Source organism: Janthinobacterium sp. 75 (assembly GCF_004365495.1).
GTDB lineage: Bacteria > Pseudomonadota > Gammaproteobacteria > Burkholderiales > Burkholderiaceae_D > Janthinobacterium.
The window spans coordinates 32,091-55,693 of record NZ_SORD01000002.1 but is presented as its reverse complement, the minus strand read 5'-3'; the positions used below and the strand labels follow the sequence as shown (position 1 = coordinate 55,693).

General features: G+C 61.3%; 21 protein-coding genes. 8 read left to right on the top strand and 13 right to left on the bottom strand.

Annotated features, from left to right (window positions below; translation table 11 throughout):
* Window positions 1-14 precede the first annotated feature (14 nt).
* Window positions 15-1,475 carry a mannose-1-phosphate guanylyltransferase/mannose-6-phosphate isomerase gene (locus C8C89_RS24590; RefSeq protein WP_133993700.1) on the top strand — a complete coding sequence of 487 codons (1,461 nt, stop codon included), beginning with the start codon at window positions 15-17 and terminating at the stop codon, window positions 1,473-1,475.
* A gap of 25 nt (window positions 1,476-1,500) precedes the next feature.
* On the opposite strand, the gene C8C89_RS24585 is transcribed toward C8C89_RS24590, so the two are convergent.
* Window positions 1,501-2,088, bottom strand: a complete 588-nt coding sequence (locus tag C8C89_RS24585; RefSeq protein ID WP_101484369.1) for a serine acetyltransferase — start codon at window positions 2,086-2,088, stop codon at window positions 1,501-1,503.
* Between the two features lie 427 nt (window positions 2,089-2,515).
* Between C8C89_RS24585 and C8C89_RS24580 the strand changes: the two genes are divergently transcribed.
* Entirely contained in the window at window positions 2,516-3,538 is a 1,023-nt protein-coding gene (locus C8C89_RS24580; RefSeq protein WP_101484370.1) for a TIGR03790 family protein, read from the top strand.
* A 58-nt stretch (window positions 3,539-3,596) separates the two neighbouring features.
* Here the strand turns inward: C8C89_RS24580 and C8C89_RS27445 are convergent, their stop codons facing one another.
* Window positions 3,597-4,340 carry a PEP-CTERM sorting domain-containing protein gene (locus C8C89_RS27445; protein WP_243858398.1) on the bottom strand — a complete coding sequence of 248 codons (744 nt, stop codon included), beginning with the start codon at window positions 4,338-4,340 and terminating at the stop codon, window positions 3,597-3,599.
* A gap of 441 nt (window positions 4,341-4,781) precedes the next feature.
* On the bottom strand, window positions 4,782-4,952 hold the full coding sequence (locus C8C89_RS27210; RefSeq protein WP_180338602.1) for a hypothetical protein: 171 nt from the start codon (window positions 4,950-4,952) through the stop codon (window positions 4,782-4,784).
* 496 nt (window positions 4,953-5,448) lie between these two features.
* On the opposite strand from C8C89_RS27210, the gene C8C89_RS24565 reads away from it, so the two are divergent.
* Window positions 5,449-5,946 (top strand): FxDxF family PEP-CTERM protein, encoded by a 498-nt coding sequence (locus C8C89_RS24565; RefSeq protein ID WP_101484371.1) that lies wholly within the window; start codon window positions 5,449-5,451, stop codon window positions 5,944-5,946.
* 91 nt (window positions 5,947-6,037) lie between these two features.
* On the opposite strand, the gene murJ is transcribed toward C8C89_RS24565, so the two are convergent.
* A complete protein-coding gene (murJ, locus tag C8C89_RS24560; protein WP_133993698.1) occupies window positions 6,038-7,585 on the bottom strand; it encodes a murein biosynthesis integral membrane protein MurJ in 1,548 nt (515 codons plus the stop codon).
* A 297-nt stretch (window positions 7,586-7,882) separates the two neighbouring features.
* Here murJ and rpsT point away from each other — a divergent pair, with 297 nt between their 5' ends.
* Window positions 7,883-8,149, top strand: a complete 267-nt coding sequence (gene rpsT, locus C8C89_RS24555; protein ID WP_010395935.1) for a 30S ribosomal protein S20 — start codon at window positions 7,883-7,885, stop codon at window positions 8,147-8,149.
* Window positions 8,150-8,321: 172 nt separating this feature from the next.
* Here rpsT and C8C89_RS24550 read toward each other — a convergent pair whose 3' ends face one another.
* The 3 genes from C8C89_RS24550 to C8C89_RS24540 form a co-directional block, all read right to left on the bottom strand.
* Entirely contained in the window at window positions 8,322-8,774 is a 453-nt protein-coding gene (locus tag C8C89_RS24550) for a DUF192 domain-containing protein (protein WP_133993696.1), read from the bottom strand.
* A gap of 131 nt (window positions 8,775-8,905) precedes the next feature.
* The gene (locus C8C89_RS24545) at window positions 8,906-9,208 is read right to left on the bottom strand and encodes a hypothetical protein (RefSeq protein WP_243858396.1); all 303 of its coding nucleotides are present in this window, start codon (window positions 9,206-9,208) and stop codon (window positions 8,906-8,908) included.
* Window positions 9,209-9,318: 110 nt separating this feature from the next.
* Window positions 9,319-9,882 (bottom strand): pseudouridine synthase, encoded by a 564-nt coding sequence (locus C8C89_RS24540; protein WP_101484374.1) that lies wholly within the window; start codon window positions 9,880-9,882, stop codon window positions 9,319-9,321.
* A 309-nt stretch (window positions 9,883-10,191) separates the two neighbouring features.
* On the opposite strand from C8C89_RS24540, the gene icd reads away from it, so the two are divergent.
* Entirely contained in the window at window positions 10,192-11,445 is a 1,254-nt protein-coding gene (gene icd / locus C8C89_RS24535) for an NADP-dependent isocitrate dehydrogenase (protein WP_101484375.1), read from the top strand.
* Window positions 11,446-11,537: 92 nt separating this feature from the next.
* On the opposite strand, the gene C8C89_RS24530 is transcribed toward icd, so the two are convergent.
* Window positions 11,538-11,741: a cold-shock protein gene (locus tag C8C89_RS24530; protein ID WP_010395943.1), complete on the bottom strand. Its 204-nt coding sequence runs from the start codon at window positions 11,739-11,741 to the stop codon at window positions 11,538-11,540.
* A 321-nt stretch (window positions 11,742-12,062) separates the two neighbouring features.
* Between C8C89_RS24530 and clpS the strand changes: the two genes are divergently transcribed.
* From clpS to C8C89_RS24515, 3 genes are all read left to right on the top strand, one after another.
* Window positions 12,063-12,365 carry an ATP-dependent Clp protease adapter ClpS gene (clpS, locus tag C8C89_RS24525; protein WP_034751577.1) on the top strand — a complete coding sequence of 101 codons (303 nt, stop codon included), beginning with the start codon at window positions 12,063-12,065 and terminating at the stop codon, window positions 12,363-12,365.
* Window positions 12,362-14,662, top strand: a complete 2,301-nt coding sequence (clpA, locus tag C8C89_RS24520) for an ATP-dependent Clp protease ATP-binding subunit ClpA (protein ID WP_101484376.1) — start codon at window positions 12,362-12,364, stop codon at window positions 14,660-14,662. The genes clpS and clpA overlap by 4 nt, the downstream gene beginning before the upstream one ends.
* A 207-nt stretch (window positions 14,663-14,869) precedes the next feature.
* Complete coding sequence (locus C8C89_RS24515) at window positions 14,870-18,232, top strand: S41 family peptidase (protein ID WP_133993694.1); 3,363 nt, start codon at window positions 14,870-14,872, stop codon at window positions 18,230-18,232.
* A 5-nt stretch (window positions 18,233-18,237) separates the two neighbouring features.
* On the opposite strand, the gene C8C89_RS24510 is transcribed toward C8C89_RS24515, so the two are convergent.
* The 5 genes from C8C89_RS24510 to prpR form a co-directional block, all read right to left on the bottom strand.
* Window positions 18,238-18,957, bottom strand: coding sequence for a LytTR family DNA-binding domain-containing protein (locus C8C89_RS24510; RefSeq protein WP_133993692.1), 720 nt, complete (start codon window positions 18,955-18,957; stop codon window positions 18,238-18,240).
* On the bottom strand, window positions 18,954-20,012 hold the full coding sequence (locus C8C89_RS24505; RefSeq protein WP_243858394.1) for a histidine kinase: 1,059 nt from the start codon (window positions 20,010-20,012) through the stop codon (window positions 18,954-18,956). The genes C8C89_RS24510 and C8C89_RS24505 overlap by 4 nt, the downstream gene beginning before the upstream one ends.
* 3 nt (window positions 20,013-20,015) lie before the next feature.
* Window positions 20,016-20,888 (bottom strand): alpha/beta hydrolase, encoded by an 873-nt coding sequence (locus C8C89_RS24500; protein ID WP_133993690.1) that lies wholly within the window; start codon window positions 20,886-20,888, stop codon window positions 20,016-20,018.
* A gap of 90 nt (window positions 20,889-20,978) precedes the next feature.
* Window positions 20,979-21,905 carry a phytanoyl-CoA dioxygenase family protein gene (locus C8C89_RS24495; protein WP_166674901.1) on the bottom strand — a complete coding sequence of 309 codons (927 nt, stop codon included), beginning with the start codon at window positions 21,903-21,905 and terminating at the stop codon, window positions 20,979-20,981.
* A gap of 25 nt (window positions 21,906-21,930) precedes the next feature.
* Window positions 21,931-23,556 carry a propionate catabolism operon regulatory protein PrpR gene (prpR, locus tag C8C89_RS24490; RefSeq protein ID WP_133993687.1) on the bottom strand — a complete coding sequence of 542 codons (1,626 nt, stop codon included), beginning with the start codon at window positions 23,554-23,556 and terminating at the stop codon, window positions 21,931-21,933.
* Window positions 23,557-23,603: the final 47 nt, after the last annotated feature.

The window sequence follows — 23,603 nt, the reverse complement described above, 5'->3', positions numbered from 1 at the left end:
TTTGAAATGACACCATGAAAATTTATCCAGTCATCCTGTCCGGCGGTTCGGGCACACGTCTCTGGCCGCTGTCGCGCGCCGTGCTGCCCAAGCAGTTGTTGCCGCTGGTAACGGACAAGACCATGTTGCAGGAAACGGCGCTGCGCGTGCTCGGCCTGCCTAACCGCCGTGCCGGTGATAGCGGACTGGCCGATATCGACGTCATGCCGCCGCTGGTGGTGTGCGGCAATGAGCACCGCTTCATGGTGGCCGAGCAGCTGCGCGAGATCGGCTTGCCGCCGCTGGGAATCCTGCTTGAGCCCGTTGGGCGCAACACGGCGCCGGCCGTCGCCGTGGCTGCGCACTATCTGCTGGCCATCGACCCGCAGGCGCTGATGCTGGTCTTGCCGGCCGACCATGTCATTACCGATGTTGCCGCGTTTCACCAGGCCATCGCCCAGGCGGCTCTGCTGGCGGCCGATGGCGCACTGGCCACCTTTGGCATCGTGCCGACGGCGCCGGAAACGGGCTATGGCTACATCCGTAGCGGCGCGCCCGTGAGCCCGGGGGCCGTGGGCTGCAAGGTCGAGCGCTTCGTGGAAAAGCCGGACCTGGCCACGGCGCAGTCGTTCCTTGCCGCCGGTAATTATTTCTGGAATAGCGGCATGTTCATGTTCCGCGCCGAACGCTATCTGGGCGAGCTGGGGCAGTTCCAGCCGGCCATGCTGGCCGCCAGCGAGGCGGCCGTGCGCGATGGCTATCGCGACCTCGATTTCTGCCGCCTGGAAGAGAAGGCCTTCGCCGCCTGCCCATCCGATTCGATCGACTATGCCGTCATGGAGCATACGGCGCATGCCGTGGTGCTGCCGGCCGCCATCGGCTGGAGTGATGTCGGTTCCTGGTCGGCCCTGTGGGAAGTGCAGCAGAAGCAGAGTGACGCCAACGGCAACGTGGTGCGCGGCGACGTATATCTCGATGGCGTCAGCAATTGCCTGGTGCGCGCCGAGCGCCGCATGGTGGCCGTGCTCGGCGTGCAGGACTTGATTGTGGTGGAAACGGACGACGCCGTCCTGGTGGCGCACAAGGATCAGGTGCAGCGCGTGAAACAGGTGGTCGATCACTTGAAGCAGGCAGGGCGCAGCGAGCATGTGCAGCACCGCAAGGTGTACCGCCCGTGGGGCAGCTATGAAGGCATCGATATCGGCGAACGCTTCCAGGTCAAGCGCATCACGGTCAGTCCTGGCGGCAAGCTGTCGCTGCAGATGCACCATCACCGTGCCGAACACTGGGTGGTGGTCAGCGGCACGGCGCAAGTCACGTGCGGCGAGAAGGTGACCTTGTTGACGGAAAACGAATCGACGTATATCCCCATTGGCATGACGCACAGGCTGGAAAACCCGGGCAAGCTGCCCTTGCACCTGATCGAGGTGCAGTCGGGCAGTTACCTGGGAGAGGACGATATCGTGCGCCTGGAGGATGTGTATCGGCGTGTCTGATGGGCGCCTGGGGCTGTGCGGTGCACTACTCGTCAAGTGGAGCCGGATGCATGACGTCGGGAATGCAGTCGCTCTTGATGATTGCCCCAGGGTTTCCTGCAACGATGGAGTACGGGGGGATGTTCTCGCTGACGACGGCGCCGCCCGCAATGCGGCTGCCGCGCCCTATAGTGATGCCGCCCGTTATGATCGCATGCGGACCGACCCATACTTCATCTTCCAGTGTCGGGTAGCCCGTAATGCGCTGTCCATCTGCGCTGATGCGGTCACGCCGCCCCAGCGTTACGCCATGAAATAATGTCACATTTCGGCCAATGACTGCGTCAGGACTCATGACCATTCCCCAGCCATGCGTCAGGGCAAAACCGGCCCCAATTTTTGTTTGCCAAGGGAAATCCACGCCGGCCATCGAGGAAGCGCATCGATGCAGCAGCTTGCATGCTGGCAGCAGCAACTTCCCCGGGCCTTTGGCATTGCGCGCTGCCTGGCATAGCCGGGCCGTTGCCACCACGCGGAATGTGCGACTGCGTATCGCAGCCTGCAGCGTCAATAGCGCGCTGCTGCGGCCAAATTGACGATAGGTATCTGCCCTTAATTCCATCCATGCTGACATGTGCGCCCCAGTACAATAAAAGATTGCTTGATATAATTTTAGCAATTATAACCGTATCCATATTGTTGTGCTCAACGAATAGTATTTCTAACTTATCAAGAAATGATGCCACAAGGAAATTGATAATTAAGAATAATGCAGCATAAAAAATTGATTTATGCATTCCCATGTCTGATTTGATAAGATGAATTTAGGTGGGGGCGTTGTTATCCGCAATCCCATTTGCTGGGATCTCATGAAGAAACATACTTGATCGATACATGCACAGTCAGACAACGGGGGCATAGGGAAAAAACCTAGGGTTGCCCGTCTTGACGTGGACAGCGCTTTGTTTCGCCTGTCGATTGCATGGGACTATAATCATTTGGCACAGCTGGCGGCTGCCACATGGCGGCTTCGATACTACCTCATCGGGCGAGATTCACCATTGCGTAACTTTTTCTGTTTTTCGCTGGCGCTGGTCGCCGGTATCGCGTACGCCGATGCGCCGCCTGCGGCGCCACGATTGCAGCCGTCGCAACTGGCCATCGTCATCAACGATGCCGAGCCGAATAGTATCGAAGTGGGGGAATATTACCGCCAAGCCCATACCATCCCTGTGGCGAACGTTGTGCATGTGAATATCCCCAACCGTCCGCGCAATCTCAGCGCAGATCAGTTCGCGCAATTGAAGGAGCGCATCGACGCGCAGCTGAAACCCGAGATCCAGGCCGTGCTGATGGTGTGGAGCGCCCCATATGCCGTCGAATGCAATGCCATCACGTCCGCCTTCACCTTGGGCTATGACGGGGATCAATGTGCGAAGACCTGCGGCCCGGGCAAGCCCAGCGCGTATTTCAACAGCGAGGTGGGCCAGCCCTACAAGCAGCTGGGCATGCGCTTGTCGATGCTCTTGCCTGTCGATTTCGTGGACGAAGCCAAGGCCGTGGTGGATCGCGGCAAGGTCATCGGCTTTTCCGTGCCGGCCGCCAGCGCCTATTACCTGACGACCAGCGATGCGGCACGCAACAGCCGTGCCGCTTTCTTTCCGCCGGCCGGCGTCGTGCTCCAGCGCAAGCTGACCATCAAGAACCTCAAGGCGGACAGCCTGGAAGGGGCGAAAGACATCATGGTGTACCAGACGGGGATGGCCAAGGTGGCCAAGCTGGAGACCCTGCATTTCCTGCCCGGCGCCCTGGCCGACCACCTGACCTCGTATGGCGGTGACTTGCAAGGCAGTAGCCAGATGAGCAGCCAGCGCTGGCTGGAGGCGGGTGCGACGGCCAGCTATGGCACCGTCAGCGAACCGTGCAACTATTGGCAGAAGTTTCCCAATCCGACCGTGCTGTTGCGCCGCTACCTGTCCGGCAGCACGGCACTGGAAGCGTACTGGGGCAGCGTGCTGTGGCCAGCCCAGGGCCTGTTCATCGGCGACCCGCTCGCCGCCCCGTATGCGCGCTTCCGGCGTTGAAGCCTGATTCTTTCAGGCAATAAAAAAGGCCCTTGCGGGCCTCTTTCATCTTGCTGCGTTATTTGCTCTTGCGGCGGCGCGCCAGGGCGACGAGGCCCAGTCCTGCCAGCAGCATGGCATAGGTTTCCGGTTCCGGCACGGCTGGAATGTCCGGCGTCACGGCAGGAATGTTCGGCGTCACGGGAATGACGCTGCCGCCCGTGAAGCCGCCACCGGAGCCGCCACTGCCAACACCACCGCCAGTGACAGGCAAGCCTTCGCCGAGCGACGACGAGAAGATCAGTGGAGTGTCGTCGACACTGCGGGCCGGGTTGTACGAACGGCCCGGGCCGCGGTATCCGGCGGCGTCATCGAAGGGACGGTTTTCTTCGGCGGCGACGAAATCGCGCGTGGCAACACGATAGTTACGGTCGCTGCTGGCGAGCGCCAGGCGCGGCTCGCTGACGTCAGCATCGGCTGGCAACTGGCGCGTAGCCAGGCCGTGCGTTTTGTCGGTCGATTGAACTTTGCGGAATTCCTGGTCGGACATGCCGCCTTCAAATTCCGGTGTCTTGTTGAGGCCGTCGCTGATGCGATTGCCGAAGCCGATGAAGCCGTTGGCCAGGCTGCAGGCGCTGTAAGTGCCGTCCAGATTGGCATCTTTCGCCTTGCCATTCGCCGCTTGCGTGCTGGCCTGGCAATTTTTTTCATTCTTTTGCGCAGGTGCGGCCGTCTGCGCCTGAGCGCTGGCGCCGAACAGCATCAAGGCTGCGGCCAGCAGCAAGGGGCGGGAAGAGGCTGGCGTGAAAATTGGTGTTGGCATGATCGATCTCTCAAAAAGCATGGAAGGGTGCGTCGTTTGACGCGTGTATCCACATGCGATTGTTGCCTCTCCCTTCCAGGCTACTGTTGCGAGCAAGGTTGGGAGTGCGTTTCAAGGTCAGGCATGGATGGGGCCTGCACCACTGGGTCTGCTAGTGCCGCTTAATGTCTTGTCAGTAACTAAACTTATTTGTTTGAATTATATCATGTTGTCCTGCCGTGCACGCGCCGGGATTGCTTTGTAAAGTATGGCGTTGCTGAAATGATACTGTCGGAAAGCAGCCGCCTGCCTGGATTCTGTTTGATCACAGCTGCGTTGGGCTTGTTGAAATGCTATCGCTGACATGTTCTTCTATATCGGGCGAGACTCGCGCGACGAGGGGCAAGGCACAGATCATCGCAGTAGGGCCAGCGCGACCAGTGTTTCGCCACGGACACGTCATCATGCGGTATGAGGTGCGCGCGCTTGCCACGAACCAGGCAGGCGCAGCTTGGACCCGGTGCCCTGGCAGGCTTCGGCAAAACGGGACACCACATGGCTGACCATGAAGGCGCTGACGATTTTTCCGCGCACCGTGTCGATGCGCTGCTGGTAGTCGAGGTGGCGCGACAAGGCACTGCTGCCCTCGGCCTCCGTGACGATGCCGCTGTATGACGGGGAAACAGTTCGCCATGCTCTGCCGGTGCGGCGGAAAAGGGCCTGCCTTCGCGCAAGCCCTTTAACAGGCGCGCGAGCCCGCTGCGGGGAGACAGCGCAGCTTCCTTTTCCAGCAAGACTTCCGGCGCCTATGCCTGTAGCGCCAGCGCCTGAACCCGCGTCGCCCGAGGTGGCGGGGGCCGCAGGAAGAGGCTGGCGCGCAGCAGGCCCCCCCCCGATCTGCTGTAACTATAAGTCAATGTGGAGCGATACGGAGAGAACTATTTTCTTTGGGAAATCCCTATATGCCCGCAACCATTTCGCATGGGAAATACTTATTTTAAATGAAATTAAGATAAAATATTTGCAATTAATCTAATGCTTTTATGCTACTATTCCGCTTGGTACTTTCGGTACTAAAACGATGGCTGGCACCACTTGGCGGCCATAAATTACTTTTAAGGGCTAAATTATGAAATTGAAATTTATCGCGGCAGGCATTCTGGCTGCAGCATCGTTCAGCGCGTCGGCGGCCACCTACAATCTGGGTATCCTGGATCCAAGCGGTTTTGATACCCGGGCATCCATCACCACCAATTTCGCTGCCAATACGGTGATCGACGATTTGTGGACCTTTAAACTGCTGACGCCATCGTCGGCGTCTTTCGGTGCATTGCAAACGTTTTCCGTTCCCGAAGGCGCGATCAGCAACTTCGCCGCAACACTGGTGGGCTATGGCGACCTGACCTGGGCATCGGTAGCCGGCATTCAAAGCCTGAGCTGGGCGGGGCCGTTGGCGGCTGGCAGCTATGAGGTGCGTGTTTCGGGCTTGACCGGTTTGCAGAACGGCCAATATGTGGGCACGGTGTCCGCCTTGCCCGTACCGGAACCGGAAACCTACGGCATGCTGCTGGGTGGCCTGGCGCTGGTCGGTTTTGCGGCACGCCGCCGCGCCCGCAAAGCCGTCTGATTTTTCCCCGGCTAGCATGACAAAACCCGCCGAGGCGGGTTTTTTTTGTTTCTACAACATGCGTGATGGTGACAACGTCCCAGGCATGTTGTCAGGCGTGGCGCTTGAAGTCGCGGAAGCGGAATCCGACGAGGAACAGGGTGGCAAAGTAGGCCACGCCGCACAGGCTCACCAGCAAGGCCAGGGCACCGGCCCGTAACAGTGGATGGGCTTGCATAGCGATCCAGTCGATGCGCAGTGCGCCGAAGGCGGCCACGCCGCCCATGACGATGAGCGCCGGCAGCAGGCGCAGGAAGAACTTGGTCCAACCAGGCTTGGGCGTGTAGATGCCGCGCTTGCGCAAGCCCCAATAGAGAAAAGTGGCGTTCAGGCAGGCGCCCAGGCCGATCGACAGTGCCAGGCCGGCCACCGCGATGTAGGGCACGAACAGCAAATTCATCAGCTGCGTGGCGATCAGCACGCCGATGGCGATTTTCACGGGCGTGCGGATGTCCTGGCGCGCATAGAATGCGGGCGCCAGGGTTTTCACGAGGATGATGCCGATCAGGCCCAGGCTGTAGGCCACCAGCGGTTCCGTCGACATGGTCACGGATTCGGCCGTAAATTTACCGTAGTGGAAGAGGGTGGCGATCAGCGGCGTGGCCAGGGTTGCCATGCCGACGGCGGCCGGCAATGCCAACAGGAAAGTCAGGCGCAAGCCCCAGTCCAGCAGGGCCGAGTATTCCGTCTTGTCGCCATCCACGTTCGCCTTCGACAGGCTGGGCAGCAAGATGGTGCCCAGGGCCACGCCCAGCATGGCTGTTGGAAACTCCATCAAGCGGTCCGCATACGACAGCCAGGAAATGCTGCCTTCGGCCAGTCGCGACGCGATGCTGGTATTGATCATCAGGCTGATCTGCGCTGCCGAGACGGCGAACACGGCCGGCCCCATCTTTTTCAGCACGCGGCGCACGCCGCCGTCGGACAGGCCGATGGCGGGATTGATCGACAGGCGCGGCAGCATGCCGATCTTGATCAGGGCAGGAATCTGGATGGCCACCTGCAGCAAGCCGCCGGCGAACACGGCAATTGCCATGGCGTAGATCGGCTGTTTCAGGTAAGGGGCGAGGAAGAGCGAGGCGGCGATGAATGATAAATTGAGCAACACTGGTGTGAAGGCAGGAATCTTGAATTCGCGCCAGGTATTCAAAATGCCGCCAGCCAGGGCTACGAAGGACATACAAGTAATATAAGGGAACATCAGCCGCGTCATCCACACGGCCGCGTCGAAGGCGCCGGGGTCCTTGGTCAGGCCCGTGGCGATCGCATACACGAACCACGGCGCGCCGACGATGCCGATGAGGGATACGAGCAGGGTTGCCCAGACGAGGGTGGTGGCTACATGGTCGGCCAATTGCTTGCTCGCTTCCTGGCCATGCTGGTTCTTGTATTCCGACAAGATTGGCACGAAAGCTTGCGAGAACGCACCCTCGGCAAACAAGCGGCGCAACAGGTTGGGGATGCGGAAGGCAACAATGAAGGCGTCCGTGTAGGCGCCGGCGCCAAAGGCGCGCGCGAACAGGCTTTCACGTAATAATCCGGTTACACGGGACAGCATGGTCATGCTGGAGATGGCGGCGAGGGTTTTAAGCAAGTTCATGGGGGCAGATTATAGCCGCCCGCTGTACCGTTAAACGCTTAAAATATGGTAACAAACGCTGCGGATTCGCCCTTGTCAGGCCCATTTTCAGGTGTTTTTGGCGTCACACACGGTTTTTTGATTTGCCCCCGCTTGAAAATATCGCTATAATCGAAGGCTGTACAGAATTCTGTTACGCAGACACTAATGTTTGACAGGCACTGGTTTGGCACACATGGTTCGGCAGACGCACAGAACGCACCGGTTGGCAAACACTAATGTTTGCAAACGCACTTTGACCCTGTTTTAGGAAATTCCATGGCAAATACCGCACAAGCGCGCAAACGCGCTCGTCAAGCAGTTAAGCAAAACGCACACAATTCGTCCCAACGTTCGACCTTGCGCACGGCTATCAAAGCTGCTCGCAAAGCGATCCAGGGCGGCGACAAGGCAGCAGCTGCTGCAATCTTCCAAGCATCCGTGTCGACCATCGACCGTATCGCTGACAAGAAGATCATCCACAAAAACAAGGCAGCTCGCCATAAGAGCCGTCTGGCAGCTGCTTTGAAAGCACTGTCCGCTTAATATTCACCAGCAGGCAAGCCACCACGGTGGCCTTGCCTGTGCCGGCACGCTGGCACTGGTTGAAAAGCAAAAACCCGCAGATTTATTCTGGCGGGTTTTTTCGCGTTTTTCATTTTTTATTCGCTTGTTTCTGCGCCCCTGTCCGCGCTGGACAGCGGCCGGTCGCCACGGTCTAGCGCGCTGCGGGCAGGTTGCCGATGCTCATGCCCGGCTTGATGTTCTTTTGCTTGAACCAGCCCAAATGCATTTCCAGCGCATAGCGTACGGGCACGGTCCTGGTCGAACAATGGCTGTCGAGCGTGTGCGCTTGCATGTCTTCGATGTTGACGATCTTGCCACCGGCATCGATAAAGGCCACGGACAGGGGCAGCGGCGTGTTTTTCATCCACATGCATTGCGTCGATGGGTTACCGAAGACGAACAGCATGCCCGCATTGGCTGGCAACTTTTCGCGGTACATCAAGCCTTGTTCGCGTTGCTCTTCCGTGGCGGCCACTTCCGCCTGGATCAAATGCATGCCGGCCGAGAGCTGCAAGCTCTTGCCTTGTGGCGCTTGTGCTTGCGCAATGCTGGCGCAAGCCATCAGGGCGGTGGAAAGGCTGAGGCGGCGAAGGGATGTTTTCATGGCGCGGGACGGTGGCAGCGAAGCGGCGATTAAGCCATGCTGGCGGCCGCCTGGTCAAGCATGCTGCCTGGCGGCGCCGAAAGCGTGGGGTTACAGCAACATGGTTGCTGCCCTTATCCCGGGGACTGCGCCTATTTCACGGGCTTGCCTGCTTCAGCGGCAGGCTGCTTCGTCTTGCGCGGCTGGGGAATCAGGCGCGGTGCATCGGTTGCGGCCGAGGCCTTGGTCCGCGCCGCATCTGTCGCCGCCGATGCGTTGATCGAGGCTGCTGCCGGCTTGAGGGCATCGGTGGCGGCCGAGGCATGGCTGGCAGCCGATGCAGGTGGCGGCTTGACGGCATCGGTAGCAGCGGAAGCGTGCACCTGGGCGCCCGATTGGGCCAGTGCGGCGCCGGCAAGCAGGGAGGCGGTCAGTGCCAGTATTGCTTTTGTCATCATCTTTCCTTTTTCGTCATGTGAAGGTGAGATGATTTTAATGCATTATCTAAAAATAAATAGTGCTTATTGGCAAAATTCATTGCTGACGCCGTTTTTTCTTGTCCTGCTCACGTTTTTCCAATGTTCTCGGCCGGTACTTCACACCATTCGCCGGGCAGCAGAGGGTGGCTGGCCAGCGAGAACGGGCCGATGGCGCTGCGCACCAGGCGCAGGGTGGGCAGGCCGACGGCAGCCGTCATGCGCCGCACTTGCCGGTTTTTTCCTTCCTTTAAAGTTATCGCCAGCCATGAGGTCGGCTTGTCGGCGCGCGCGCGGATGGGCGGGTTGCGCGGCCACAGCCAGTCCGGCTCGGCGATACGCACGGCCTTGCAAGGCTTGGTAGTGAAATCGCCCAGGTCCAGTGGCGCCTGCAGGCGCGCCAGGCTGGCGGCGTCGGGCACACCATCGACCTGCACCAGGTAGGTTTTCGCTTCCTTGCGGTCGGGGTGGCTGATCTCGTGTTGCAGTCGGCCGTCGTCCGTCAGCAGCAGCAAGCCTTCGCTGTCGGCGTCGAGCCTGCCGGCCGGGTAGATGCCGGGAATGGTCAAATGGTCGGCCAGGGTGAGGCGGCCGTCCTGCGGCGAAAACTGGCACAAGACCTGGAATGGTTTATTGAAGAGGATGAGTGGCATGCTGATAGATGAATTGATGCAAACGATGGTGTCCGCTGATTGGCGCCGCAAAAGCGTGGCGCCCTGTAAGATACTGGTGCATAATGTGAAACGCTAGTCTTATGTCTTATAGAAGACTTGAGTCAGTGTGGCGATAAGGTTCTTTGGCGCAGCATTCTGCATGGCGATGCGGATGGCTCGGCTGTTCCTTCCCTGCTAAAGTGCGTTGTTGCCGCCATGTTCGGATTTGTTTTTGTAAACTCTGCAACCGCAGAGCGCGTCGCCGGCCTGTGTTGCCCGCCAGCGGTGTGTCCCACTTCGGAGATCACGATGTATCAACATATCACTGTACCTGCTGACGGCCAAAAAATCACCGTCAACGCCGATTTTTCGCTGAATGTACCAGATAATCCCATCGTTCCCTTCATTGAAGGCGATGGCACGGGCATCGATATCAGCCCGGTCATGATCAAGGTGATCGACGCTGCCGTGGCCAAGGCCTATGGCGGCGCGCGCAAGATCAGCTGGATGGAAATCTATGCGGGCGAGAAATCGACGAATGTGTACGGTCCCGATGTGTGGCTGCCGGAAGAAACGTTGGCTGTACTGAAAGATTACGTCGTCTCCATCAAGGGGCCGCTGACCACGCCCGTCGGTGGCGGCATCCGCTCGCTGAACGTGGCCCTGCGCCAGCAGCTCGATTTGTACGTCTGCCTGCGTCCCGTGCGTTACTTCACGGGCGTGCCATCGCCCGTGAAAGAGCCGGAAAAGACGGACATGGTAATTTTCCGCGAAAACTCGGAAGACATCTACGCGGGCATCGAATACCAGCAAGGCTCGCCCGAAGCCAAGAAATTGATGGATTTCCTGATCAATGAAATGGGCGTGACCAAGATCCGCTTCCCGGCCACGTCGGGCCTGGGCATCAAGCCCGTGTCCATTGAAGGCACGGAGCGCCTGGTGCGCAAGGCCATCCAGTACGCAATCGACAATGACAAGCCATCCGTGACGATCGTGCACAAAGGCAACATCATGAAGTACACGGAAGGCGGCTTCCGCGACTGGGCGTATGCGCTGGCGCAAAAGGAATTCGGCGCCGAACTGATCGATGGTGGTCCATGGTGCAAGTTCAAGAATCCGAAGACGGGCCGCGATATCATCGTCAAGGATTCCATCGCTGACGCGTTCCTGCAACAAATCCTGCTGCGTCCGGCCGAATACAGCGTCATCGCCACCTTGAATTTGAACGGCGATTACATTTCCGACGCGCTGGCGGCGCAAGTGGGCGGCATCGGCATCGCGCCGGGCGCCAACCTGTCCGACTCCGTCGCCATGTTTGAAGCGACGCATGGCACGGCGCCAAAGTATGCGGGCAAGGATTACGTGAACCCCGGTTCCCTGATCCTGTCGGCGGAAATGATGCTGCGTCACATGGGCTGGCTGGAAGCGGCCGACCTGATCATTTCGTCGATGCAAAAGTCGATCGCCTCGAAGCGCGTCACCTACGATTTCGCCCGCCTGATGGAAGGCGCGACGCAAGTATCGTGCTCCGGTTTCGGCCAGGTGATGATCGAGCATATGTAACTGGAGGGGCGGGGCAGGGTGCAGCGCACCCTGCGGACGAAAAAAAACCCCGTCAGGAGACGGGGTTTTTCACATCTGAGGGCCGGCGATGCTTAGGCTGCTTGGATGTTGGAAGCTTGCTTGCCTTTAGGGCCTTGCGTGACTTCGAATTGAACTTTTTGACCTTCTTTGAGGGTCTTGAAACCGTTCATGTTGATTGCGGAGAAGTGAGCAAACAAATCTTCGCCGCCGTCATCTGGAGTGATGAAGCCAAAACCTTTGGAATCATTGAACCACTTAACTGTACCTGTTGCCATAAAAAGAACTTTCAAAATTAAAACAAATCACACGAGCCATAAAAGCAAGAAGCTTCTTGCCCCCTCCTCGACGTCTCACTTCTTATCAAGCTGTACATTACTGCAACAGTCGATACAGCATTGTTGGCGGAATAAATAATGAAGTCAAGCGCTTTTCCATCGATATTGCCAAATTCTTCACGGCAACCAAAAAAGCAACTCTTGATTTTGACAGCAAGGTCGCCATCTGCGCACTATTAAGAAAACGCGTAAGATTGAAAACAATTGGAAAGGCGTAGATATTGCGCATGACAACCACTGTGAAAGCATTAGAATAAGCGTATGGCAACCAAGCACGACACAGAAACCCTGCTGGAGCGGCAGGTGCTGAAGCCGCCACCGCTCTACCAGGTGGCCTTGCTCAATGACGACTACACCCCGATGGAATTTGTGGTGGCCATCATTCAGGAGTATTTCAACAAGGACCGTGAAACGGCGACGCAAATCATGCTCAGTGTTCATCGCTACGGCAAAGGAGTGTGCGGCGTGTTCTCTAAAGATATAGCGTGTACCAAAGTGGAGTTCGTTTTAACGCATGCGCGCAAGGCGGGGCACCCCCTGCAGTGCGTGATGGAGGAAGTATGATTGCGCAGGAATTAGAAGTAAGTTTGCACATGGCGTTTGTCGAAGCTCGGCAGGCACGGCACGAATTCATCACGGTTGAGCATTTACTGCTGGCACTGCTGGACAATCCCTCCGCTGCAGAGGTGTTGCGTGCCTGCGCGGTCAATATAGAGGACCTGCGCAAGACCCTCACCAATTTCATCGGCGATAACACGCCGACCGTGCCTGGCACGGGCGAAGTCGACACCCAGCCGACGCTTGGTTTCCAGCGCGTGATCCAGCGCGCCATCATGCACGTCCAGTCCGCTTCGAATGGCAAGAAGGAGGTCACGGGCGCCAATGTGCTGGTGGCCATCTTCGGCGAAAAGGATTCGCATGCCGTCTACTACCTGCACCAGCAGGGCGTGACGCGCCTGGATGTGGTCAATTTCATTTCGCACGGCGTGCGCAAGGACCAGTCGACGGAAAGCGCGAAAGCCTCCGAAGGCGTGGAAGAAGCGCCCGTCGATGGCCAGCCGAAGGAAAGCCCGCTCGACCAGTTCACGCAAAACCTGAACAAGGCCGCTGCCGAAGGCAAGATCGACCCCCTGATCGGGCGCGAGGAAGAAGTCGACCGCGTGATCCAGATCCTGTGCCGTCGCCGCAAGAACAATCCCTTGCTGGTCGGCGAGGCGGGCGTGGGCAAGACGGCCATCGCCGAAGGGCTGGCTTACCGCATCACGCAAAGCGATGTGCCGGAAATCCTGCAGAATGCCGTCGTGTATTCGCTGGATATGGGCGCCTTGCTGGCAGGTACCAAATATCGCGGTGACTTCGAACAGCGCCTGAAAGCCGTGCTGAAGCAATTGAAGGACAATCCGAACGGCATCCTGTTCATCGACGAAATCCACACCATCATCGGTGCGGGCTCGGCTTCGGGCGGCACGCTGGACGCCTCCAATCTGCTGAAACCGGCATTGGCGAATGGCCAGCTGAAATGCATCGGCGCGACAACGTACACGGAATTCCGCGGCGTGTTTGAGAAAGATCATGCCTTGAGCCGCCGTTTCCAGAAGGTGGACGTCAACGAGCCGACCGTCGAGCAAACCGTGCAGATCCTGCGCGGCTTGAAATCGCGCTTCGAAGAGCACCATGGCGTGAAATACTCGGCCTCGGCCCTGTCGACGGCGGCCGAACTGGCGGCGCGTTTCATCAACGATCGCCATCTGCCCGACAAGGCGATCGACGTCATCGATGAAGCGGGCGCGGCACAGCGCATTCTGCCGAAGTCGAAGCAAAAGAAAACCATCGGCAAGGCCGAGATCGAGGACATCATTGCCAAGATCGCGCGCATTCCGCCGCAAACGGTCAACCAGGACGACCGCAGCAAGCTGCAGACGATCGACCGCGATTTGCGCAATGTGGTGTTTGGGCAAGATCCAGCCATCGACGCGCTGGCGTCCGCCATCAAGATGGCGCGTGCTGGCCTGGGCAAGACGGACAAGCCGATCGGCTCCTTCCTGTTCTCCGGTCCTACCGGTGTCGGCAAGACCGAGGTGGCCAAGCAACTGGCCTTCATCCTCGGCATCGAGCTGATCCGTTTCGACATGTCGGAATACATGGAACGCCACGCGGTCAGCCGTTTGATCGGCGCGCCACCGGGCTATGTTGGTTTCGACCAGGGCGGTTTGCTGACGGAAGCGATCACCAAGAAGCCGCATGCGGTCTTGCTGCTCGATGAAATTGAAAAAGCCCATCCGGACATTTTCAATATCCTGCTGCAAGTGATGGATCATGGCACCTTGACGGATAACAATGGCCGCAAAGCTGATTTCCGTAACGTGATCATCATCATGACGACGAATGCGGGTGCGGAAAGCTTGCAGAAAGCCTCGATCGGTTTCACCAATTCCAAGCAGGCAGGCGACGAGATGGCCGACATCAAGCGCATGTTCACGCCGGAATTCCGCAACCGTATTGACGCGACCATCAGCTTCCGCGCGCTGGACCAGGAAATCATCCTGCGCGTGGTCGACAAGTTCCTGATGCAGCTGGAAGAACAGTTGCACGAGAAAAAGGTTGAAGCCGTGTTTACCGAGAAGCTGCGTGCTTTCCTTGGCAAGAAAGGCTTCGATCCATTGATGGGCGCGCGGCCGATGGCACGCCTGATCCAGGATCTGATCCGCAAGGCCCTGGCTGACGAACTGTTGTTCGGCCGCCTGGTCACGGGCGGACGGGTCACGGTCGACCTCGACGACAAGGACCAGGTCTTGCTGGAATTCCCGGAACCGCCAGACGCGGCGCCGACAGCTGCACCGGAAACGGTGGAAGTGGAATAAGCGCAGCCTGGCTGCTTTCAAAAAGAACCCGCCCACGCAAGTGGCGCGGGTTTTTTTACGTGCATACCATCAGTCAAGGAAAGTGTTGTTAAAATAACCTTGTTTAAAAATAGGTATTGCTTTTGCACAAGCTATGCAAGAATCAGGATCCCGGTGTCGGCCATGCCCCGCATCGTTTCGTGTCCCTGGCTCTTGAAAGATTGCTCAATGAAAATTTCCCGCACTCTCGTTTCCCTCCTGTTTTCCGCCGGCATGCTGGGCAACGCCGCCGCTGCCGCCGCTCCTGCCGGCAGCTATTTCCGCTTCCCCGCCGTGCGCGGCGATACTGTCGTCTTCACGGCTGAAGGAGATGTGTGGAAAAGCAGTGTGCGTGGTGGCGCAGCGCAGCGTTTGACCACGCATCCTGGCTATGAAACGAACGCGGCTATTTCGCGCGACGGCCTGTGGCTGGCGTTTTCCGCCGCCTATGAAGGGGCACAGGAAGCGTATGTGATGCCGCTGGCCGGCGGCTTGCCGCGCCGCATTTCCTTTGACAATGGCGGCGTGCTGGTGCTGGGCTGGACGGCGCAGGGCGAGGTGCTGGTCAGCACGCAAAACACGGATGGTCCCGCCTCGCGCCGCATCGTCGCCGCCATCGACCCCGTGAAACAGACGCGGCGCGTGTTTCCCGTGGCTGACGCCAACGACGCCGTGCTCGACGACGCGGGCAAGATGCTGTTCTTCACGCGTTTCGGCCTGGCCATGACCAACGACAATGTGCGCAACTACCGGGGCGGCGCGCATGCCACCCTGTGGCGCTATGATCTGGGCGGCAAGGGCGAAGCTGTGCGCATGCATACGGAGCCTGCCGTGTTGGCGGGTAACAACAAGCGCCCCATGTGGTGGCAGGGCCGTGTCTACTATATTAGCGACGCGGGCGGCAGCGACAATTTATGGAGCATGCTGCCCGACGGCTCCGACCGCCGCGCCCTGACTAGCCACACGCAGTGGGACGTGCGCAATGCCGCGCTGGGCGATGGCAAGGTCGTCTACCAGCTGGGCGCCGATTTGCACGTGCTGGACCTGAACGTTCCTGCAACAGGCGCTTCGCAGCCGCTGGCCATCAGTCTCGTGTCCGATTTCGATCAGCAGCGCGCACGCCAGATCCGCTCGCCACTCGATACCTTGAGCAATGTCCAGGTGTCGGGCAAGGATGAGCGCATCATTCTCACTGCAAGGGGCCGCGTCAGCATCGCCGGCACGGGCAGCCTGCGCCGCGTTGATATCGCCATTCCCGAAGGGGCGAGGGCGCGCGATGCCGTCTTTTCCAGCGACGAGAAATCCGTCTTCGCCATCGTCGACACGAGCGGGGAAAACGAAATCTGGAAGTACGCCGCCGATGGCTCGGGCAAGGGCGAGCAGCTGACGACGCAGGGCGATAATCACCGTTGGAAACTGTATCCGTCACCGGACGGACGCTGGCTGGCGCACACGGATAAAAAAGGCCGCTTCTGGCTGCTGGACCTGGCAACGAAGGGCAACCAGTTGATCGATGACGCAGGCAAGGCGGGCGTGGACAAGCACGACGAAGTGCAATGGTCACCCGACAGCCGCAATCTGGCCATCGTGCGCGTGGCCAGCAACGAGCAGCGCGAGCAGATCGGCTTGTACAACCTGGCATCGAAGCAGCTGCAATTCGTCACCAGCGACCGCTATACGTCCGGTTCGCCCGTGTTTTCGCCCGATGGGCGCTGGCTGTATTTCCTGTCGGCGCGTAATTTCCAGCTGGCCAACGGTTCGCCATGGGGCGACCGCAACATGGGCCCCGTGTTCGACAAGCGCATCGGCGTGTATGCGCTGGCGCTGCAGCCGGGCAACCGGTTCCCGTTCCAGCCCGACGATGAGCTGAGTCGCCCGGGCGTCAAGCCGGCCGAGACGGACGATGAAAAGGCGGCCGAACAGGCGGCAGAAAAGGCCCTGGAGAAGGCGGGTGGCAAGACGGCCGTGAAGAAAGCACCAATCGCGCTGCCGGCCATCGTCAGCCAGGGTCTGGCCGAGCGGCTGTATGAAGTGCCGCTGGCGGCGGGCAACTACAGCGCGCTGGCCGCCGATGACAAGCGCCTGTATTTCCTTGAGCGCGACAGCGGCGAGAACAAGTCCAGCCTGAAGACCCTCGCCATCGGCAATACCGGCTCCAAGCCGGAACTGCTGGTGGCCAATGTGCGTGAATTCGACCTGGCGACGGATAAGAAACACCTGTATTACAGGACGGCGGCGGCCACCGGGCCAGGAGAAATGCTGGTGATCGAGGCGGGCGCCAAGCTGCCGGCCGACCTGTCGAAGGCAAAAGTCAAAGTCGACGACTGGACGTTTGTGTCGAATCCGCGCCTGGAGTGGAAGCAGATGTTCAACGACGCCTGGCGCTTGCACCGCGACTTCCTGTACGACGCGAAGATGCGCGGCGTGAACTGGAAGGCCGCGCGCGACAAATATGCGCCGCTGGTCGAGCGGGTCACGGACCGCGCCGAACTCAATGACGTGCTGGGCATGATGGTGGCCGAAGTGGGCGCCCTGCATTCGCAGATCCGTCCCGGCGAATTGCGCCGCACGGAACAGGAAGGCACGCCGGCGGGCCTGGGCGCCGTGCTGACGCGTACCAGCGACGGCTATCAGGTCGAGCATGTCTACCGCAGCGAAGCGGAGCTGCCTTCGGCGCGCGCGCCCCTGTCGCGGCCCGACGTGGATGTGAAGGCGGGCGACGTGATCACGTCCGTCAATGGCAAGGATGTGCTGGCCGCGCGCGACATCAGCGACCTGCTGCTGAACCAGGCCGACAAGCAGGTGCTGTTGCAGGTCAAACGGAATAATGGCAAGGGGGGCGCGCCGCGCGCCGTCATCGTCACGCCCGTCAACATGGCGAAACAGACGGCGCTGCGCTATGGCGACTGGGAGCTGAGCCGCGCCGAGCAGGTCGCTGCTGCCTCGCAGGGGCGCATCGGCTACCTGCATCTGCGCGCCATGGGGGCGAACGATATCGCCTCGTTCGCGCGCGATTTTTATGCCAATATCAACCGCGAAGGCCTGATCATCGATGTGCGGCGCAACAACGGCGGCAACATCGACAGCTGGATCATCGAAAAACTGCTGCGCAAGGCCTGGGCTTACTGGGCGCCGCCGGGCGTGCAGCCGTCGTCGAACATGCAGAATACCTTCCGCGGCCACCTGGTGGTGCTGGTTGATGAACTGACCTACTCGGATGGCGAGACCTTCGCCGCCGGCATCAAGGCCCTGGGCCTGGCGCCGCTGGTGGGCAAACGCACGGCCGGCGCGGGCGTCTGGCTCAGCGACAATACGCGCCTGCTGGATAACGGCATGGCACGCGTGGCGGAAAATGGCCAGTTCGGCATCGATGGCCAGTGGCTGATCGAAGGCGTGGGCGTGGTGCCGGATGTGGAGGTGGAGAACCCGCCGCACGCCACCTTTCATGGTGCCGACCGCCAGCTGGAAGTGGCGCTCGACATGCTGGCGAAAAAGCTCAAGGAACAGCCGCGTCCCGCCTTCCAGGCGCAGCCGATACCCGCGCTGAAGTAAGGGGGCTACAGGCCGGTGACAGCCTTGAACTGCTGCGCGCGGCGGCGCGACACTTCGATCAGGCTGCCGTCCAGCAGGCGCAGCTCGAGACCATCGGCCGCATTCTGCGCGAGTTGTGCGACCTGCGCCAGGTTGACGATCTGGCGCCGGTTGGCGCGCAAGAACAGGGTGGAATCGAGCTTCTCTTCCAGCTGGTTCAGGGAGCGCAGCATCAGCGGCTGCTGCGTGCCGAAATGCACGCGCGTGTAGTTACCTTCCGATTCCAGCAGGCGGATATCGTCAAACGCCACAAACCAGCAGCGTTCCCCATCCTTGATGAATACCTTGCGCGGCGCGGGCGACGGTGCCGCCCGCACCCTCGCGCCGACCTTCGCCAGCGCCGTCGCCAGGCGCGCCGCCTGCACGGGTTTTTGCAGGTAGTCGAGGGCGCTCACTTCAAACGCCTGCAGCGCGTACTGGTCGAAGGCCGTGCAAAAGATGACGTCGGGAGCATCATCCAACGCGGCCAGCAGGTCGAAACCGGAGCCGCCCGGCATTTGCACGTCGAGCAGCAGCAGGTCGGGCCGCAGCTTGTCGATCTGCGCGACGGCGTCGGCCGCGCTGGCCGCCTCGCCGATGATCTCCACAGCACTTTGCTGAACATGCGGCGCGAGCAGGCGACGCAGTTCGGCGCGCGCCAGGCGCTCGTCATCGACCAGCAGTACCTTGAGTGGTTGACCGTTCATGCTTGCTCCGGCAGGTGGATGGTGGCGTATACCCAGCCCGCCTGTTCGCGCAGTTCCAGGCTGGAGCACTCGCCGCAGGCCAGCTGCAAGCGCTGTCGCGCATTGCGCAAGCCGACGCAGGTGGAGTTGCCTGGCTCGCGCAAGGCGCCCGTGTTGGCCACATCGATCTGCAGCATGGTGGTGCCGTCGGCAGGACTGGAACGCCGCGCTGCTATGCGGATGTCGCCGCCATCGGCGCTTGTTTCGACGCCATACTTGACGGCGTTTTCCACCAGTGTTTGCAGGGCCATGGGCGGCACGCGCACGTGATCGATGCCGGGGGCGATGTCGAAGCTGACGCGCAGGCGTTCCTCGAAGCGACTCTGTTCGATCGCCAGGTAGGCGCGCACGGCGTCCAGTTCGGCCGCCAGCGGCACGGTCGCGTGCTGGCTGGACTGCAGCGCGTGGCGCATCAGGTTGGCCAACTGGTCGATCATGCGCGCGGCTGCCTCGCGGTCTTCGAACATCAGCGCGCGCACGCTATTGAGGCTGTTGAAGAAAAAATGCGGATTGATTTGCGCCTGCAGGGCGCGCAACTGGGCATCCTTGGCCAGTACTTCCAGGCGCAGCGCCTCGGCCTCGAAGCGGCTGGCGCGGCGCAGCGACAGCGCGGTGAAGTAAAACACCGTCCAGGTCAGGAATACCCCGAACCAGAACAGCAACGCGCCGGGCAGCCAGGCGATGCCGCGGATGGTGTCCGGCGGATACATGACGTGGAAGGCGGTCGTCACGCTGGCCGTCTGGATGGCGGCCAGCACGATCAGCGACGGCACGATGCGTTTCCAGCGCAAGCCTTTCGCCGCCCAGCCGTGCCGGCGCAGCACGCCATGCCACAGGTGCGACAGCAGCAACCCGCCCAGGGAACCCCAGCTGGCAATCGTCACGACGATGCGCAGCTGCGTGGAGCCGCCATACACGCTATTGAACAAGGTGAGTGCGCCCCAGCCGGCCAGCTGGAAGGTCCAGTACCAGTTGATCCTGGCCAGCAGTGGCGGCCGGTGCAAGGGCGCGTTCACGGCCTAGTCCAGGAACTGTTCGATGCGCGCATACATCCAGTCCGGCTGGTCGTACATGATGAAGTGGCGCGCCGTGTCGGCGAGCGTGACTTTTACGCCAGGCAGCTGAGCATACTGTTGCTGGAAGGTCGCTTCGATGGCGGCGCGCGCCGCATAGTCCTTGTAGGCGATCCAGGTGCCCAGCACCAGCGTGGGCGAGGAAATACGCGCCACGTCCTGGCGCAGGTCGCTGGCCAGCAGGGTGCCCATGGCCTTGATCACCGTTTCGCGGTCCGAACGCTGGCCCCAGCCGAAGATGCGTTCCACGTCGGCCGGCGCGCTGGCCATGCCTGTGACGGTGCGGCGCTGGCTGGCGCTGGAACTGGCCGCATCCTGCGCGCGCATGGCCGCTTGCATCTGTGTTGACATGGCTTGCAATTGCTGCGGCGTGATGGACGGCAGTTGCGTCGCTCCCAGCGCCGGCAGCGAGTCGACGATCACCAGCTTGCCTGTTTGTGCCGGATGGTCGATAGCCATTTTCAGGGCCAGGAAGCCGCCCAGGCTATGCCCGATGATGGCTGGCTGGCCCAGTTTTTGGGTGCCGATGTAGTCGGCCAGCTCTTGCTCGGCCTGCGCCAGCAAGTCGCCTGCGATGGGCGCCACGCCGGCAAAGCCGGCCAGTGTCAGCACGTGGCATTGGCGTGCGGCTTGCGGACCGCACAGGCGCGCCACCGTGCCTTGCCAGACTTCGCCCGAGGACGCCAGGCCGGGAATCAGGATGAGGGGGCGGCCTTGTCCGGTGACGTCGACCGTGAAGGCCTTGGGTGCGGCGGCCTGGCTGGCACCCGCCAGCAGCACGGTGGTGAGCAAGATGCATGTTTGCAGTGTTCGTTTCATGGGGTACTCCTCCTTGACGGCCATGCTAGCGGCGCAGGCAAGCGGCCGCCAGTGCCGCGGGATGAGCGGCAGCAGGGAGGGATGAGTGGTTCAGAGCCACGCATCCTGATCCTGGCGGTGATCCGGAAGATAGGTCAGGTACTGAACCATGCGCGGCGCCGGGCCGCGGTTGGGCGTGGCGCAATGGGGCAGGGCCTGGTGCCAGATGATGAAATCACCGGCCATGCCTTCGACGGGCACGGGCCGCAAGTCTTCGATGGCCCATTCGCGCGGCTGGCGCCCCGGCGGCACTTGCCGCAGCCAGTTGGCCATGTGCCGCTGGAAGCCGGGCACGCAGTGAAAGGCGCCGTGCTGCGCGGGACAGTCGCTCAGGTACAGCATGCCTTGCAGCTTGAAGGGAATCGGCTGTTGCAGGCTGACGTCCCAGTGCAGGGCGCTGCCAGGGAAGCGGTGCTGCGGTGTTTCCGGCGGATTGAAGCTCACCTTGTCGATGCTGGCGTAGATGCCGGCGCCGGTGCCGTATAGCTGCTGATAGGCGTGGCGTATGTGCGCGCTGTGGCGGTTTTCCTCGAGGGCAGGATGGTCGGAAAACTGCAGCATCAGGCCCCGTTTGCCCGGGTGCGGCTGGTACCACGATGCCGCATCATCCGGGCTGGCGCCCAGATAGTCCCAGATGGCCGCCTGGGCGGCGGCGCAGTGCGCGCGCGGCACGACGCCGCGCAGCACCAGATAGCCGTGCTCCTCGAAATGGCGCAGCTCGGCGGCGGACAGCACGTCCTGATGGGGACTGGCGGCGTGTGCCGGGCGTGGGCGCGTGCGCGCGGCGATCCAGTCTGTGTAGGCCTGCAGGGTCGGTCGTTGCTGATACAGGAAGTGCAGCGTGTCTTCCATCGAAATGCCGCGTGCGTACAGGGCCTTGATATCCAGGTGGTCGCGCGCCAGTGCGCCGCTGCCGGTGGCGCCGCCGTGTCCCGTGCAGCGCTGCCATAAATCGTGCAGGTGAGGCCAGTCGTCCATGGTGTTTTGGGTAGGGTTGAAAAAATCAGCCGGCGCGCAGGCGGCGCCACAGGGTGGTGCGGCTGATGCCCAGGTAGCTTGCGGCCGCATCGCGGCGCCCGCCGAAGCGCGCCAGCACGGCGCTGGCGCTTTCCTGCTCGCGCTGCGGTGCAACGGCGGCAGTCGGCGCCGGCAAAGCCGTGGCCGGGCTGGCGCCTTGCGCCAACTCCGGCGCCACACCCAGCACGAAGGCGGGCGTGAGCGCCTGCAGCGGTTCGGCGGCCAGGAACAGCGCCAGGCGCTCGGCCAGGTTGCGCAGTTCGCGCACGTTGCCGGGCCAGTCGTAGCGGCGCAGCAGCGGCGCGCAGGCGACGATTTCCGCGTGCAGGTTGGGGTGCGGGCGGGCGCCCAGCGCGGCCAGCGCGTTCTTCAGCGACCATTCGGCCAGGCCCGGAATATCGCTGGCACGTTCGCGCAAGGCGGGCAAATGCAGGCGCAGCACGGCCAGGCGGTAGAACAGGTCGGCGCGGAAGCGTCCTTCGCGAATGCGCTGCTCCAGGTCGCAGTGGGTGGCGCTGATGATGCGCACATTGATGGCGATGGGCCGCGTGCCGCCCACGCGCACCACTTCGCGCTCTTCCAGCACACGCAGCAAGCGCGTTTGCAGGGGGAGCGGCATTTCGCCGATTTCATCGAGGAAGAGCGTGCCATGGTTGGCCGCCTCGAACAGGCCCGCATGGCCGCCCCGGCGTGCGCCCGTAAAGGCCCCATCCTCGTGGCCGAACAGCTCCGATTCGAGCAAGGACTCGGCGATGGCGCCGCAATTGATGGCGATGAAGGGCCGGTTCGCGCCCAGGCTGCGCGGGCTTTCGCGGTGGATGGCCTGCGCCACCAGTTCCTTGCCGCTGCCCGTTTCGCCCTGGATCAGCACCGTCGCCGGCGAGCGGGCGTACAGTACCACCGACTGGCGCAGCGTTTCCATCGCTTCCGATTCGCCGCGCAAATCGTGCAGGCCATGCCGCGCGCGCAAAGTGTCGGCCACCACAGGGCGCCTCCCGCGGTTCGATTCGATCTGGGTCAGGCGCGCCAGTTCCAGCGCGTCGTCGAAGGCGCGGCGGATGGCCGTGGCCGAATACACGAAGACGGCGGCCAGTCCCGCCTCCTCGGCCAGGTCGGTGACGAGGCCCGCGCCGACGACGGCCTTGACGCCGGCCGCCTTCAGTTCGTTGATCTGCGCGCGCGCATCTTCCTCGGTAGCATAGGTGCGCTGGGCAATCTGGAAGCCGAAGGTGGCGGCAAATTCGGCCAGTTCCGGCATCGGATCCTGGTAGGTGACCACGCCGATGTCCGGCGAGATGCGCCGCGCGCGCGCCAGCGCCTGCATCACGTCGTAGCCGCTGGCCTTGGCGATGATGACGGGTACCGACAGCCGGCCTTTCAGGTAGGCACCGTTCGAACCGGCCGCGATGACGGCGTCGCAGCGCTCGGTGGCCATGCGTTCGCGGATGTGGCGCACGGCGTCGTCGAAGCCCAGATTGATCGGTTCAATCGTCGCCAGGTCGTCGTATTCGAGCGTGATGTCGCGGAACAGGTCGAACAAACGCGAGACGGAGACGGTCCAGATGACGGGTTTGTCGCGGTGGTCGAGCGGAGGTTGGGGAGGGCGGCGCATGCTTTATTCTAAACGATTTGTTTCATTTTCTTGCCTTGCAACGGCTT

What these genes read in the sequence shown, in the direction of transcription:
- C8C89_RS24590 (WP_133993700.1), top strand. Translation starts at nt 15, where the DNA reads ATGAAAATTTATCCAGTCATCCTGTCCGGCGGTTCGGGCACACGTCTC.
- C8C89_RS24585 (WP_101484369.1), bottom strand. Translation starts at nt 2,088, where the DNA reads ATGTCAGCATGGATGGAATTAAGGGCAGATACCTATCGTCAATTTGGC.
- C8C89_RS27445 (WP_243858398.1), bottom strand. Translation starts at nt 4,340, where the DNA reads ATGCCAACACCAATTTTCACGCCAGCCTCTTCCCGCCCCTTGCTGCTG.
- C8C89_RS24565 (WP_101484371.1), top strand. Translation starts at nt 5,449, where the DNA reads ATGAAATTGAAATTTATCGCGGCAGGCATTCTGGCTGCAGCATCGTTC.
- murJ (WP_133993698.1), bottom strand. Translation starts at nt 7,585, where the DNA reads ATGAACTTGCTTAAAACCCTCGCCGCCATCTCCAGCATGACCATGCTG.
- rpsT (WP_010395935.1), top strand. Translation starts at nt 7,883, where the DNA reads ATGGCAAATACCGCACAAGCGCGCAAACGCGCTCGTCAAGCAGTTAAG.
- C8C89_RS24550 (WP_133993696.1), bottom strand. Translation starts at nt 8,774, where the DNA reads ATGAAAACATCCCTTCGCCGCCTCAGCCTTTCCACCGCCCTGATGGCT.
- C8C89_RS24545 (WP_243858396.1), bottom strand. Translation starts at nt 9,208, where the DNA reads ATGACAAAAGCAATACTGGCACTGACCGCCTCCCTGCTTGCCGGCGCC.
- C8C89_RS24540 (WP_101484374.1), bottom strand. Translation starts at nt 9,882, where the DNA reads ATGCCACTCATCCTCTTCAATAAACCATTCCAGGTCTTGTGCCAGTTT.
- icd (WP_101484375.1), top strand. Translation starts at nt 10,192, where the DNA reads ATGTATCAACATATCACTGTACCTGCTGACGGCCAAAAAATCACCGTC.
- C8C89_RS24530 (WP_010395943.1), bottom strand. Translation starts at nt 11,741, where the DNA reads ATGGCAACAGGTACAGTTAAGTGGTTCAATGATTCCAAAGGTTTTGGC.
- clpS (WP_034751577.1), top strand. Translation starts at nt 12,063, where the DNA reads ATGGCAACCAAGCACGACACAGAAACCCTGCTGGAGCGGCAGGTGCTG.
- clpA (WP_101484376.1), top strand. Translation starts at nt 12,362, where the DNA reads ATGATTGCGCAGGAATTAGAAGTAAGTTTGCACATGGCGTTTGTCGAA.
- C8C89_RS24515 (WP_133993694.1), top strand. Translation starts at nt 14,870, where the DNA reads ATGAAAATTTCCCGCACTCTCGTTTCCCTCCTGTTTTCCGCCGGCATG.
- C8C89_RS24510 (WP_133993692.1), bottom strand. Translation starts at nt 18,957, where the DNA reads ATGAACGGTCAACCACTCAAGGTACTGCTGGTCGATGACGAGCGCCTG.
- C8C89_RS24500 (WP_133993690.1), bottom strand. Translation starts at nt 20,888, where the DNA reads ATGAAACGAACACTGCAAACATGCATCTTGCTCACCACCGTGCTGCTG.
- C8C89_RS24495 (WP_166674901.1), bottom strand. Translation starts at nt 21,905, where the DNA reads ATGGACGACTGGCCTCACCTGCACGATTTATGGCAGCGCTGCACGGGA.
- prpR (WP_133993687.1), bottom strand. Translation starts at nt 23,556, where the DNA reads ATGCGCCGCCCTCCCCAACCTCCGCTCGACCACCGCGACAAACCCGTC.